The 13,822-nt window shown below is 66.4% G+C and carries 7 protein-coding genes and 1 pseudogene; 3 read left to right on the forward strand and 5 right to left on the reverse strand.

Translation table 11 applies throughout. The features are described from left to right. Nucleotides 1-54: 54 nt before the first annotated feature. Nucleotides 55-807: a fimbrial biogenesis chaperone gene (locus ISN75_RS21865; protein WP_343818298.1), complete on the reverse strand. Its 753-nt coding sequence runs from the start codon at nt 805-807 to the stop codon at nt 55-57. A gap of 64 nt (nt 808-871) precedes the next feature. Further along, nucleotides 872-1,432, reverse strand: a complete 561-nt coding sequence (locus tag ISN75_RS21870; RefSeq protein ID WP_167252966.1) for a fimbrial protein — start codon at nt 1,430-1,432, stop codon at nt 872-874. On the opposite strand from ISN75_RS21870, the gene ISN75_RS21875 reads away from it, so the two are divergent. After that, nucleotides 1,431-1,712, forward strand: coding sequence for a hypothetical protein (locus tag ISN75_RS21875; protein WP_343818301.1), 282 nt, complete (start codon nt 1,431-1,433; stop codon nt 1,710-1,712). The two genes, ISN75_RS21870 and ISN75_RS21875, sit on opposite strands and share 2 nt — an antisense overlap. A 218-nt stretch (nt 1,713-1,930) precedes the next feature. Here the strand turns inward: ISN75_RS21875 and ISN75_RS21880 are convergent, their stop codons facing one another. Continuing rightward, nucleotides 1,931-2,575, reverse strand: a complete 645-nt coding sequence (locus ISN75_RS21880) for a response regulator transcription factor (protein ID WP_167252964.1) — start codon at nt 2,573-2,575, stop codon at nt 1,931-1,933. 174 nt (nt 2,576-2,749) lie between these two features. On the opposite strand from ISN75_RS21880, the gene ISN75_RS21885 reads away from it, so the two are divergent. Beyond that, nucleotides 2,750-3,061: an EF-hand domain-containing protein gene (locus ISN75_RS21885; RefSeq protein WP_167252963.1), complete on the forward strand. Its 312-nt coding sequence runs from the start codon at nt 2,750-2,752 to the stop codon at nt 3,059-3,061. 74 nt (nt 3,062-3,135) lie between these two features. Here the strand turns inward: ISN75_RS21885 and ISN75_RS21890 are convergent, their stop codons facing one another. Beyond that, a complete protein-coding gene (locus ISN75_RS21890; protein ID WP_167252962.1) occupies nt 3,136-5,133 on the reverse strand; it encodes a S1 family peptidase in 1,998 nt (665 codons plus the stop codon). Nucleotides 5,134-6,196: 1,063 nt separating this feature from the next. Then, the gene (locus tag ISN75_RS21895; RefSeq protein ID WP_343818305.1) at nt 6,197-8,440 is read right to left on the reverse strand and encodes a TonB-dependent receptor; all 2,244 of its coding nucleotides are present in this window, start codon (nt 8,438-8,440) and stop codon (nt 6,197-6,199) included. A 189-nt stretch (nt 8,441-8,629) separates the two neighbouring features. Here ISN75_RS21895 and ISN75_RS21900 point away from each other — a divergent pair. Continuing rightward, a pseudogene (locus ISN75_RS21900) lies at nt 8,630-13,119 on the forward strand (DEAD/DEAH box helicase). Nucleotides 13,120-13,822: the final 703 nt, after the last annotated feature.

Genomic DNA, 13,822 nt, shown 5'->3' on the forward strand with positions numbered 1-13,822 from the left:
CAGCTCCGTGGCTGCGGCAAGCGTGATATCTCCATGAGCAAGGCGGCCACGACCCTAGCGGGCCACCGGCCGGGTGAGCGAAATCGGCGCGCCCATATCGGACAGCGCGGTGAAGGCCACTTTCAGTTCGCCGTCGCCGTTCTTCGGTAACGACGGGAAAGCGAAGCTCTCGCTCCCGCCCGGCGCGACCTTGCCGCCGCCTTCCTCACGCTGCAGCACTTCGCCTTCGCCGAGCTGCAGGCCGATGCTGGCGAAGTTCACGTAGTAGGGCGTGGGGTTGCGCACCTGCAGCGTCGGCCTGGCGTGTTCGTCCGATGCCAGCGCCCAGCTCAGTTCGCCGGGCGCCTCCGCAGGGTCGCCAGGCAGGCCTTCGGGACGGTAGATCAGCTTGATGCGCGTCTTGACCGCGAACTGCATCAGGTTCTGTTCCGCCGCCGTCGCGGGCTTGGGCGGGACTTCCAGCATGTTGAACCAGAACAGGGTTTCCCGGTCCTCCCGCAGCGCAGCCGGGCGATGCAGTACGCGCACGACCTGGCCCTTGTGCGCCTCCATCCGCGCCAGCGGCGGCGACACGATGAAAGGCGCCTTGGTTTCGGATGGCGTGGTGATCACGCCGTCCTCTTCGATCCACAGCTGGACCAGCGCCGGCCGCTCGCCCTGGTTGGAGAGCTGCACGCTGACCTCGTTCTGCGCGGCGGGATAGATCACCCTGGTGCCCAGGATGACAACATCCGCCTCGCTGCGGCCCGCGCATAAGCAGACCAGCCAAAGCAGGCCGGCCAGGCGGCTGCGTAACATGTGTTCCATAGGCTTTCCGTTCGGATGGATCGCGGGCGGCGCGATGCCGCCCGCTTGCGGAGATGAAACCGGCTCAGTCGTAGCTGGCTTCGTAGATGACGTCCGAACGGACATTGCCCGCGGTGGCCACGCCGGTGGCGTAGTACTGCACGCCATACCTGATGGCCGTGGGGCCGGTGGTGGCGAGCGTGACGTCCTTGCGCGTGTGATTGGTGAGATTGATCACCGCGTTGCTCTCATCGAGCATCTGCAGGTCGACATTGGCCGCGCCGGTGAGGCCGAGCACGTTCTTCATACGGCCATCGATATTGACGCTGGGACTGCTGCCGACGAAGCGGAAATGCGCCTTGGTGATCGCCGCGGTGGCGCAGGAACCGCCCTGGCCGTTGCTGAACACCACTTCGAAGCCCTTGCGCCCCGCGGTCTTGGCGGCAGCATCCAGCGCGGTGGTCCTGACCGGATCCAGCGCCACGGTGAAGTTGCCGAAAGCGCCGTTGCTGCCGTTGCCGCCGCTCACCACGCAGGTGCTGTCGGACACGGCGCCGGTGAAGGTGATGAGCCCCTGGTCGGCGTTGGCCGCACCAGCGGTGGCGGCGAGCGCCAGGCCGAAGATGGCTGTCTTGATGTGCTTCATGGTTGCTCCATTGGATGAAGTGGATCGGTTGGTTCGCTTGTCTGCCGCCTCCGCGGCCTTCTTCGTCGTCCGTCGGCCATGCCACGAAGACAAAGACCTTTGGGAGCATTCCGCTTCGGCGCTTTCCACCTTGTTCAGGGCATACCTGTCCGCCATCGCTGTTTCCGGCGATGTCGATGTCAGGTTCGCGATGGATGGACAGCGCAAAGCGGATGCGCTGCCCGCACGGGATGCCTGCCTCGCTAGTTACGACGCATCCCGTGCGGGTTTGGACGGCTGAATCATAGGAAACGACTTGCGGCTCCATCCATAGTACGAATTGTAAAAATGAGCCGATATCGGGCTTCGACGCACTTTTGGGAGCAATCCGATTACCACCGAACGGCGCTTCGCCGCGCCTCACATTGCAACCGCTTATGGTGGCTTTTCACCATGCGTGAATAGGTTGCGCGTCAAGCCTCGGATGCATCGTGCGGCGATCCTTGCATGCCGGAATGTTCAACCGGAAAAACCCTCGCGCCGCAGGAAGTCGAACAGCTCCACATCGTTGCGGATGCCGAGCTTGCGCGCCGCGTCGCTCTTCTGCTTGCTGATGGTGGTGATGCCGCGGTTGAGCTGCAGCGCGATCTCCTTCACCCGCATGCCCTTGGCAACCAGGCGCAGCACTTCCACTTCGCGCGGCGACAGCAGGCGCTGGCCCGCGGCATGCGGCCGGCGCAGGCCCGCCTGCGCCAGCAACTTGCGCAACGGCGCGCTCACGTAGACGCTGCCGCGCCGGATGGCCTGGATCGCCGTCGGCAGCTCGGCCATCGACGAGGCCTTGTCGAGCAGGCCGAGCACGCCCGCGGTCTGCAGCAGGCGCAGGATGCTGGCGTTGCTGGTCATGCTTAGCACCAGCACCGGCAGGTCCGGATGGTTGCGGCAGATGCGCTCGATCATGGCGTAGCCGTCCGGGTTCAACGGACCCGGCATGGACAGGTCGGTGACCAGGATGTCGAAGACCTGTTCCGCGAGCAGGGCGAGCAGCTCGTCGACGGTGCCCGCCTCGGCCACGACCTTGCCAGCCTCGTGGGCTTCGATGACGGAACGCACGCCGATGCGCACGACGGGATGATCGTCGGCAAGAAGGATCCGCAGGGACATGACCGAGAGGCTCCGAGACGAACGCGCACCAGCTTAGGCGCATGCCTTGGCGATGCGTAGACGGGCGATGTCCGAAAGTTATCTCCAATACGCGGCTATGCTGTATCCCGTTGCACCGCCGCGGTACCCGATCGCCCGGCGCCACCGGGCCTACTCACCGGAAAGGAGCAGCTCATGCCTGTGCGCCAACGTTTTCTCATCGCCGCCATCGCGCTGGCGCTCGCCGCGCCCGTGGCCGCCCAGACCGGGCTCGGCTATATGGCGAAAAAACTGGACGTCGCCGTGAAGAACTTCGACGCGGCCGACCGCAACCACGACGGCCTGCTGAGCAAGGAAGAAGCGCAGAACGGCAACGTGCCGTTCATCGCCAAGCATTTCGACCAGATCGACCGCGAGCATCGCGGGCAGGTGTCGAAAGAGGATGTCGCCAATTATCTGAAGTCGCTGACGCGGCCGGCGCCGGCGGCTTCGGGCGCCAAACCTTGAGACAAAGCCTGGAGATAGAACCCTTCTCCCTTCGGGTCGCCGAGGGGAGAAGGGCTTAAGCGTCAGAGCGCGGCTTACTGCTCGGTCACCTTCAGATCCTTCATCAGCAGATCGAGCTTCGGCTTCATGCTGTCCTGGCCCTGCGAGCCGGCCATGGCATAGAACACCGAATAGACCACGCCGGGCGTCGCACCCGCGCCGCTGGCCGGCGCACCGATGCGCGTCTCACCATTGGCCGAGTACGCCGTGCCCTCGTAAGGGTGGCGGCGCTTGAGCAGCTTGTCCCAGTAGCTCTTGGCGTCGTCGTCGAGCGCCGCCGGCGGCACCACGTTGCGCTCGATATGCAGGCGGTCGGACTCCTGCGGGTTGGCGCGCAGCGAGACCGCGTTGACGTCCCACACCACCTTGCCATGGTCGGGCACGAAGCCCATGCCCAAGGTGAGCGTGCTTTCCGGCTCGATCTTCTGCAGCTGCGGCGTCACCGAGAAGGCCAGGCGATTGGAGCTGTAGCTGAAGCGCTGCTGGTAATCCGCCTGGATATGCACGGACTTCAGCGCATCGGGCAGCAGGGCGGTGTTCTTCAGGAAATCCTTCCACTGCGCCAGCGAGCCCTCGTAGCCCACCGACATGTAGTCGAGCAGGGCGCGCATGTCGGCGAGGTTGTCGTAGCTGTCGTCGGCCGAGGCGAAGCGCATCAGCATCGCGTAGCCGTCCGGCACCGGCAGGGCGAAGGTGATCACCCGCGTATTGGCGAACGGCAGCGTCCACACGCGCAGCTGCCAGCGGCGCTGGGAGTGGTCGACATACACGCTGTCGGTGGCGGGCTTGCCCAGCGAGGTGATACGCACCTGCTCCGAGCCGACCGGGCGCATGAAGATGCCCATCTTGCACAGCTGCTCGGACAAGGCGCTGGGGTCGTTGTAGAGCTTGTCCGCCGGGAGATTGTCCGGGCGGCGCAGATGCAGCAGGAAGTTGTGGCCCGACACGCCCGCCTGCACATAGCCGTTGGCGGCCAGCGACATGCGGTTGCCTTGCTTCTCCACCAGGCCCCATTCGCCGGCGCTGTTGCGCACGATCAGGCCCGGCACGGTATTCATCCACGAGGCGCCGTAGAGCAGCTGGTTGGAACCGTCGCCGCGCGGGAACAGCTTGTCGGTATCGCGGCTCAGGATTTCCTTGAGCTGGTTGTCGATATAGCCGTTGAATACGGCTTCGTAGCGCTTGAAGAATTCAGCCACGCCCAGCGGCAGCGCGAACTGGCCCTTCAAGGTGTTGCTCAGCGTGCTGCTGAAGATGTCGAAGCGGAACGGCACGCGGCTGTCCATCACCGCCTGCGCCGGCGCATTGAGCACCTCGCCCATCTGCAGCGCATAGTTGAGGTTTTCGTTGGCCGACTTCATCAGCACCACGCCGATGACCTTGCCTTCCTTATTGAGCAGCGGACCGCCGCTGTTGCCCGGCGAAGCGGCGGCGGAGAAGCGCATCCACTTCCACGCGCCGTCCTGCTGCTCGGGCGTATCGGAGGTATACAGGCCGTCGCGGATCACCACGCCCGTGCCCAGCGCATTGCCCACCGCGTAGACCTCCTGGTTGAGCACCGGCTTGGTGTCGACGTCCAGCGTTTCCGGGCCCGGGTTGCCGGACACGGTGAACACCACGAAGTCCTTGCGCAGGTCGAACTTCTCGATCTTGTCGATCGCATAGACCTTGCCGTTGGCGTCGCGCAGCGAGGGCGCGCCCCACAGGCTGTCCACGCCGGTGAGCAGCACGTGGCCGGCGGTGACGAACTGGTTCTTGCCGATGGCGAAGGCGGTGCCGATCGAGTGGTATTTGTCGGTGCGCTCCTGGAACGGGAGCAGGTCCAGCGGCAACGCCTTTTCGTAGGTGAGCGGGTCGTCGGCGGGTTTGGCGGCGACCACTTCGAAGGTGGCGCCCTGAATCTTCGGCAGCAGGGCTGCGTCGAGGCTGGCGGCGGCGGCCGCGCCGGTGGCGGCCAGCCATAGCGCGAGGGCGCAGGCCCAGGTTCGGGCGAGTCCTTCGCCCCCGATCAGCGACCACTTCGTGTTCCGCATAGGTTTCCCGCGCGTGAGTTCCGGCGCCGGGGCCCCCTCCGGGCGTCCTTGTCACGACGGAATGGGCGGCATATTGGCATGGATTGCATGGGCTGGGGTGGGCCCCTGCCGGCCCCCTCTGGTTGTGTCGCCAGATGTTGCGATATCGCGGCTTAGACGCTTGCTTTTTGCTCGTCATCCCGGCGTAGGGCGGGATCCAGTAGCGACTAGGTGGGGTTGTCGCGACTTGGCCGCTTATGCAGCGGGCATTTCGGACGCCTGCCGGCGCCCGAGTCACTTTCTCTTTGCTGGCTCAAAGAGAAAGTAACCAAAGAGAAATAGCCTTAGAGCAAAGGCTCGCGACGCGACTAGAAGGAGCAGTGGGCGGCTGCGGTAACTTGATTAACCTGGGTCTACACGAAACCACAGTGCGTTTACGTAACGGCTTCTTCAACGTGCCGTTGCCGAGAGGACTTTCAGTGACCGAGGCCAGCTTTTGGGCTTAGCCCTGTTCGTCGCGTAAGCGCACGGCGTAGGTTGGGGTGAGCCATAGGCGAACCCCAACATGGCGAGGCGCGGGAAGGTGCGGGTGTTGGGGTTCGCCTGCGGCTCACCCCAACCTACGCCACGGCAAGAATTAACGTTGCGCTCCGCCCGGCCCCTCACCCTGCCCTCTCCCCGGAGGGGAGAGGGGTGAAAGCGTGAGGTAGGCAGGAACGAAGAGCGAAAGCTGGCCCCGGTTCTTGAACGTCCTCTCGGCTACGGCACGTTGAAGCAGCCGCTACGTAAACGCACTGTGGTTTCGTGTAGACCCAGGTTAATCCGGTTACCGCAGACGTCCACCGCTCCTTCTAGTCGCGTCGCGAGCCTTGGCTCTTAGGCCATTTCTTTTGGGTTACTTTTTCTTTGGGCCAGCAAAGAAAAAGTGACTCGGGCGCCGGCAGGCGTCCGAAATGCCCGCTGCATAAGCGGCCAGTTCGCGTCACCGCAAAAACCGAGCGATACCGTTACTGGATCCCGGCCTACGCCGGGATGACGAGCAAGGAGGGCGCCGCCACAAAAAGGCCGCGGCGCCCAGCCGCCATTAGAGTTCGGTGCGGAACTCCACACCCACCACCCGCGGATCATTCACGAACGCAGTGCGATTGTTGAAATCGATCGCGCCAGTGATGACCTTCTTGTTCGTCACATTGCGCGCATACAGCGCCACTTCGCGCTTACCGAAACCCCAGTTGTAGCCCAGCCGCAGGCCACCCTCCAGGAACGGCTTGCTCTGGAACTCCTTCGACTCGTACAGGAAGAAATTCACATCGCTGCGGTAATTCCAGTCGGTGTAGACGAAGAACTCGCCGCTATCGCCATAGGGGATGCCATAGCGCGCGGTCAGCGTGCCGATCCAGCGCGGCGCATTCGGCAGGTCGTTGCCGTTGACCAGCGCGTTGCCGGAGGCATTGAGCGGATCGAGCACCGTGCAACCGGAGCCGCAAGGCGCCACCGCCAGCGTCGGATCCTTCAGCTCGGTGTGGTTGTAGCTGCCGCCGGCGGTGACGATGAAGTTCGGCGTGAGGTAGGCCTCCAGGTCGAACTCGGCGCCGTAGCCCTGCGTCTTCTTCGCGTTCAACAGGCGCGTGACATTGATGTCGCCGCCCACCGCGGTGAGCTGCTGGTTGTGCATGTTGTAGGTGTACACGTCCGCGTTGAAGCGCACGCGGTTGTCCATGCCCGTGCTCTTCAGGCCCAGCTCGTAGGAGGTGATGGTCTCCGGCTTCGCCTGCGAGATGAAGTCGGCGAACAGCACGCGGCCCTGCACGCTCGGCGCGCGGAAGCCGTTGGCCACGCGGGCGTACACGTTGAGGTTGGGATTGAGCGTCCAGGTGGCGGTGACGTCGCCGCTCCAGCGCGAATCGTGCGGCTCGGCGCCCAGGGTCAGCGGGCCGCCGCCGATCGGCGAGAGCAGGCGGTCGACGCGGAAGGTGCGCGAGTCGTGCGAGTAGCGCGCGCCGGCGCGCACGTCGAAGTCGTCGGTGATGTGGTAGTCGGCCGAACCGAACACCGCCCACGCATTGGTGCGCTGCTGCTGCTTGGCGTAGCCGTCCAGCACGTGGTTGTTGAGCGTCGCGTAGTCGTAGTTGTTGATCGCGATGTCTTCGTGGAAGTAGTACGTGCCGACCTGCCAGTTCAGGCGGTCCTGCGGATTGCTGGCCAGGCGGAATTCCTGGGTGAGCTGGCGGTCGTGCGGCAGCGCGTCGGCGGTCTCGGACGGGAACGGCGTCACCGCCTTCTGCTGGCTCGGGTCGTGCGGAATGGCGATGCCGCCATCCACGTCGCCCAGGCTGTAGGTGGTGGCCTTCTCGAAACCGGTGATCGAGGTGAAGGTGTAGTCGCCGAGCTTCCAGTTCAGGTGCAGGTTGCTGCCCCAGGTGAACAGGTGCTGCTTGTTGCGGCCGTCCTGGTACACGGTGTCGCGGCTGAAGCCCGGGGCGAAGCTGTTCTCGCCCATCGGGATGGCGTTGGCGCGGTTGACCATGGCGCTGCCGTCGAGCCAGCGCGCGTGGGTGTTGATCAGCGCGCTGAAGTCGCCGTTCTCGTACAGCGCCTGCAGGCGCACGGCGCGGTCGTTGTAGCCGCCGAGCGCGTCCTTCTTGCCGGTGTAGTCGTTGTCGATCCAGCCGTCGCGGTGCTGCGCCAGCGCCGACACGCGGCCGGACCAGTGCGAGCTCAGCGCGCCGCCCAGCGCCGCCTCGGCGTTGGCGGTGCCCAGGGTGCCGTAGGAGACGCGGGCGTAGCCGGTGGTTTCCTGGCTGGGCTTGCGCGATTCGAACTTGATCACGCCGGCCGGCGAGTTGCGGCCGAACAGCGTGCCCTGCGGGCCGCGCAGCACTTCCACCTGCTCCAGGTCGAACAGCGGGAAGCCCTTGAGGATCGGGTTCTCCTGCACGATGTCGTCGTACACCATCGACACCGGCTGCGAGGCGTTGAGGTCGAAGTCGCTGTTGCCCAGGCCGCGGATGTAGAAGCGCGGGAATTCGCGGCCGTACGAGGTTTCGGCGTACACGCTCGGCGCGCGCGAGGCCAGCTGCAGCACGCCGTCGCCGGCCTGGCCGAAGGCCTCGAGCTTCTCGGAGGTGAGCACGGTCATGGAGATCGGCACCTTCTGCAGGTTCTCCACGCGCTTTTCGGCGGTCACGGTCACCGCCTGCAGCTCGACCGGCTTCTTCTTGCCGGCGGGCTGGTTGTCGGCGTCCTGCGCCTGGGCGGCGGCGGCCGACAGGGCGAGGGCAATGGATACGGCAAGCACGGCGAACCGCGACGGGTGGGCGACGGACATTGGTTTTCCCCGGGATGGATAAGCAACCGTAGGCAATGGCGCGCAGTACGCCGGCGCATTGCTGTGACGCAATATTGTCATTCATGCGTGCTACCGGCGGAAGTGACCCCGGCCGGCGCCTTGCCGGCGCTCTTACGCGCCCCCATCTAGAATATTCTCTCCGCCCCGGCTCCAGGCGAGCCTAAGCCCATGTCCCTGCAAGATTTTCATCCCGCGGTCCGGCAGTGGTTCGAGCGCGTGTTCCCGGCGCCCACCGCGGCCCAGCTAGCCGCCTGGCCTTCCATTCGCGATGGCCGTCACACCCTGGTGGCCGCGCCGACCGGCTCCGGCAAGACCCTGACCGCCTTCCTGGCCGCCATCGACGGCCTGGTGCGCGAAGGCCTGGCGCACGGCGGCGCGCTGCCGGACGCCACCACCGTGGTGTACGTGTCGCCGCTGAAGGCGCTGTCCAACGACATCCACATCAATCTGGAAGCGCCGCTGGAAGGCATCCGCGCTGAGCTGGCCGCGCTGGGCCTGCCGGACGTCGCCATCCGCACCGCCGTGCGCACCGGCGACACGCCGCAGGCCGAGCGCAACCTGATGCGCCGCCAGCCGCCGCACATCCTGGTGACCACGCCGGAATCGCTGTACATCCTGCTGGGCTCGGCTTCCGGGCGCGAGATGCTGGGCGGTACGCGCACGGTGATCGTGGACGAGATCCATGCGATGGCCTCGACCAAGCGCGGCTCGCACCTGGCCTTGTCGCTGGAACGGCTGGAAGCGCTATGCCAGCGGCCGCTGCTGCGCATCGGCCTGTCGGCCACGCAGAAGCCGATCGAAGAGGTAGCAAAGTTCCTGGTTGGCGAAACCCCTACCCCCTCTCCCCAGCGGGGAGAGGGCTGGGGTGAGGGGGGACCTACGAAGCGGCGAGGCGGAAGCAGCAAAGCAAGCGACGCTTCGTCGAAACGCTAGCGCGAGCCCCGGCCCCTCATCCGCCCCCTCCGGGGCACCTTCTCCCCGGCGGGGAGAAGGGAATTCACATTGTCGACGTCGGCCACACCCGCGCCCGCGACCTCGCCATCGAAGTCACCCCGGTGCCGCTGGAAGCGGTGATGTCGAACGATGCCTGGGAGCTGGTCTACAACCGCCTCGCGGAACTCGCGCAGGCGCATCGCACCACGCTGATCTTCGTCAATACGCGGCGCATGGCCGAACGCGTCGCGCGCCATCTGTCCGAGCGCATGGGCAAGGAAGCCGTGGCCGCGCACCACGGCAGCCTCGCCCGCGAGCAGCGCCTGGATGCCGAACAGCGCCTCAAGCGCGGCGAACTGAAAGTGCTGGTGGCCACCGCCTCGCTGGAGCTGGGCATCGATATCGGCGACGTCGACCTGGTCTGCCAGCTCAGCTCGCCGCGTTCCATCGCCGCCTTCCTGCAGCGCGCCGGCCGCTCCGGCCACGCGGTGAACGGCACGCCGAAGGCGCGCCTGTTTCCCACCTCGCGCGACGACCTGGCCGAATGCGCCGCCCTGCTCGACTGCGTGCGCCGCGGCGAGCTGGACACGCTGGCGATCCCGCCGCGCCCGCTCGACGTGCTGGCCCAGCAGATCGTGGCCGAAGTGGCCTGCCAGGAATGGGACGAGGACGCGCTGTTCGCCCTGGTGCGCCGCGCGTATCCCTATCGCGACGTGCCGCGCGAGCAGTTCGACGCCATCGTGCGCATGCTGGCCGACGGCTTCACCACGCGCCGCGGCGCGCGTGCCGCGTACATCCATCGCGACGCCGTGCACAAGCAGTTGCGCGCGCGGCGCGGTGCGCGGCTCACGGCGGTCACCTCCGGAGGGGCGATTCCCGATACCGCCGACTATCTCGTGGTGCTCGAACCGCAGGCCACGGTGATCGGCAGCGTGCACGAAGATTTCGCCGTGGAAAGCCTGGCCGGCGATATCTTCCAGCTCGGCAACACCAGCTATCGCATCCTGCGCGTAGAGCGCGACCGCCTGCGCGTGGAAGATGCGCACGGCGTGCCGCCGAGCATTCCGTTCTGGCTGGGCGAGGCGCCGGGGCGCAGCAATGAGCTTTCGCATGGCGTGTCGCGCCTGCGCGAAGCCATCAGTGCGCAGCTCGACGAAGGCGGCGTGCCCGAAGTGCTGGCCTGGCTGCGGGACACGCTGGGCCTGAGCGAGCCGGCCGCGCAGCAGCTGGCCGACTACCTGGCGAAGGCCAAGGCCGCGCTCGGCGCGCTGCCCACCCAGCACCAGCTGGTGTTCGAGCGATTCTTCGACGAATCCGGCGGCACCCAGCTGGTGATCCACACGCCCTGGGGCAGCCGCATCAATCGCGCCTGGGGCCTGGCGCTGCGCAAGCGCTTCTGCCGCCAGTTCAATTTCGAGCTGCAGGCGGCGGCGACCGAGGACGCCATCGTACTGTCGCTGTCGACCAGCCACAGCTTCCCGCTGATCGAAGTGGCGCGCTATCTGCACTCCAACACAGCCGAACACGTACTGGTGCAGGCGCTGCTGGATGCGCCGCTGTTCCCCGTGCGCTGGCGCTGGAATGCCACCACCTCGCTGGCCCTGCCGCGCTTCCAGGGCGGGCGCAAAGTGGCGCCGCAGATCCAGCGCATGCGCAGCGAAGACCTGCTCGCCACCGTGTTCCCCGACCAGGTGGCCTGCCTGGAGAACATCGTCGGCGAACGGCAGATTCCCGATCACCCGCTGGTCGAGCAGACGCTGTACGACTGCCTGCGCGACGCCATGGATGTGGACGGCTTGCTGCATATATTGCGCGGGCTGGAGAGCGGCCAGATCAGCGTGGTCGCGCGCGACCTCACCACGGCCAGCCCGCTGGCCGCCGAGGTGCTTACCGCCGCGCCTTATGCCTACCTGGACGACGCGCCGCTGGAAGAGCGCCGCACCCAAGCCGTGCAGACGCGCCGCTGGAACGACGGCGACAGCGCGGAAGACCTGGGCAAGCTCGATCCGGACGCCATCGACGCGGTACGCGGCGAAGCCTGGCCGCAGGTGCGTGGCGCCGACGAGATGCACGAAGCCTTGAGCGTGCTCGGCTTCGTCGCCGCGGAGGAAGCGGCGCGCGACGGTTGGGAGCACTTGCTGCAGGCCTTGGCGAACGCCCGCCGCGCCACTCTGTTGAGTTCACCGGCTCACGCCGGTTGGCAGGTTTGGGTAGCGGCAGAGAAGCTGCCGCTGTGGGCGGCCATTCATGCCGATATCGCCATGCAGCCGGCGATCGAAGCGCCGGCCGAGTTCCTCGCGCAAGCGTGGACGCGCGAAGACGCGTTGCTGGAAATGGTGCGCGGGCGCCTGGTCGGCCTCGGTCCGGTGACGGTCGCGACGCTCGCCGCCTCGCTCGCTGCCGATCGCAGCGACGTCGAAACGGCCCTGCTGCGCCTGCAATCCGAAGGCTACGTGATGCAGGGCCAGTTCACACCCGCAGCCGCCGACACCGAATGGTGCGAACGCCACCTGCTGGCGCGCATCCACCGCTACACCATCGGCCGCCTGCGCCGCGAGATCGAGCCGGTCAGCCGGCGCGACTTCATGCGCTTCCAGTTCGACTGGCAGCACGTCGCACCCGGCGCGCGGCTGAGCGGACCGGAGGCGCTGCCCGCCGCCATCGCCCAGCTCGAAGGCTACGAAGCCGCCGCCGGGGCCTGGGAAGCCGAGTTGCTGCCGGCGCGCATCGACGACTATTCGATCACCTGGCTGGACGATCTGTGCCGCGCCGGCCGCGTCGGCTGGAACCGCCTGCGCGGCGCCACCGGCGGCAGCAGCCCCGTGCGCGCCACGCCGATCGTGCTGCTGCCGCGCAAGGAGATGGCGCTGTGGAGCGGCATCGCCGCCGCGGGCCAGCCGCAGGAGCTGCAGCTGTCCTCGCGCGCCCAGGCCGTGGCCGACATGCTGCGCGAGCATGGCGCGCTGTTCTTCGACGAATTGATGAGCGCCGCGCATCTGCTGCGCACCGAACTGGAAGACGCGCTGGGCGAACTGGTCGCCGCCGGCCGCGTCACCGCCGACAGCTTCGCCGGCCTGCGCGCCTTGCTGCTGCCCGCCGCCAAGCGCGATGCGCACCGCCATCGCCGCGTGCGCCGCCATATGCTGAGCGGCATCGAAGACGCCGGGCGCTGGTCGCTGGTACGCGCGCCGCTGGTGCCGGACGGCAAGGACGGCAAGCGCGCCGAATACGTCGAGCACGTCGCGCGCACCCTGCTGCGCCGCTATGGCGTGGTGTTCTGGAAGCTGCTGGAGCGCGAGGCTTCGTGGCTGCCGACGTGGCGCGAGCTGCTGCGCGTGTATCACCGGCTGGAGGCGCGCGGCGAGATCCGCGGCGGGCGCTTCGTCGAGGGCCTGGTCGGTGAGCAGTTCGCGCTGCCGGAGGCGATCGGCAAGCTGCGCCATGTCCGGCAGCTGCCGAATGATGGCCAGTTCGTTTGCCTGAGCGGTTGCGATCCGCTCAATCTGGTTGGCACGGTGCTGAGTGGTAATCGCCTGCCGGCGGTGGTTGGTACGCGGGTGCTGTATGAGGATGGTGTGGCGGTGGCCGCGTTGGTGGCGGGCAAGCCGCAGTGGTTGGTGGAGGCCGATTCCGCGCGGCAGCAGCGGTGGAAGAACGCGCTGTTGCGTCGCGCTGAGCCTGGGGCCGCTTTGCTCGTCATTCCGGCGCAGGCCGGAATCCAGTAACGGTATCGTTCGATTGTCGCGTTGCCGCGATTGGGCCGCTTATGCAGCGGGCATTCCGGACGCCTGCCGGCGCCCGGGTCACTTTCTCTTTGCTGGCTCAAAGAGAAAGTAACCAAAGAGAAATAGCCTAAGAGCAAAGGCTCGCGACGCGACTAGAAGGAGCAGTGGGCGGCTGCGGTAACTTGATTAACCTGGGTCTACACGAAACCACAGTGCGTTTGCGTAGCGGCTGCTTCAACGTGCCGTGGCCGAGAGGAGGTTCAAGGAACGAGGCCAGCTTCTGTTCTTCGTTCCTGCCTACCTCACGCTTTCACCCCTCTCCCCTCCGGGGAGAGGGCAGGGTGAGGGGTCGGGCGGAGCGTAACGTTAAATCTTGCCGTGGCGTAGGTTGGGGTGAGCCGCAGGCGAACCCCAACACCCGCACCTTCACGCGCCTCGCCATGTTGGGGTTCGCCTACGGCTCACCCCAACCTACGCCGCGCGCTTACGCGACGAACAGGGCTAAGCCTAAAAGCCGGCCTCAGTCACTGAACATCCTCTCGGCAACGGCACGTTGAAGCAGCCGTTACGTAAACGCACTGATGTTTCGTGTAGACCCAGGTTAATCAAGTTACCGCAGCCGCCCACCGCTCCTTCTAGTCGCGTCGCGAGCCTTTGCTCTAAGGCTATTTCTCTTTGGTTACTTTCTCTTTGAGCCAGCAAA

The sequence above is a fragment of the Dyella marensis genome (genome assembly GCF_049532885.1).
In the GTDB taxonomy this organism is placed as follows: domain Bacteria; phylum Pseudomonadota; class Gammaproteobacteria; order Xanthomonadales; family Rhodanobacteraceae; genus Dyella_D; species Dyella_D marensis.

Coding starts and splice junctions, on each gene's coding strand:
- ISN75_RS21865 (WP_343818298.1), bottom strand. CDS start 807: ATGGAACACATGTTACGCAGCCGCCTGGCCGGCCTGCTTTGGCTGGTC.
- ISN75_RS21875 (WP_343818301.1), top strand. CDS start 1,431: ATGGTTGCTCCATTGGATGAAGTGGATCGGTTGGTTCGCTTGTCTGCC.
- ISN75_RS21870 (WP_167252966.1), bottom strand. CDS start 1,432: ATGAAGCACATCAAGACAGCCATCTTCGGCCTGGCGCTCGCCGCCACC.
- ISN75_RS21880 (WP_167252964.1), bottom strand. CDS start 2,575: ATGTCCCTGCGGATCCTTCTTGCCGACGATCATCCCGTCGTGCGCATC.
- ISN75_RS21885 (WP_167252963.1), top strand. CDS start 2,750: ATGCCTGTGCGCCAACGTTTTCTCATCGCCGCCATCGCGCTGGCGCTC.
- ISN75_RS21890 (WP_167252962.1), bottom strand. CDS start 5,133: ATGCGGAACACGAAGTGGTCGCTGATCGGGGGCGAAGGACTCGCCCGA.
- ISN75_RS21895 (WP_343818305.1), bottom strand. CDS start 8,440: ATGTCCGTCGCCCACCCGTCGCGGTTCGCCGTGCTTGCCGTATCCATT.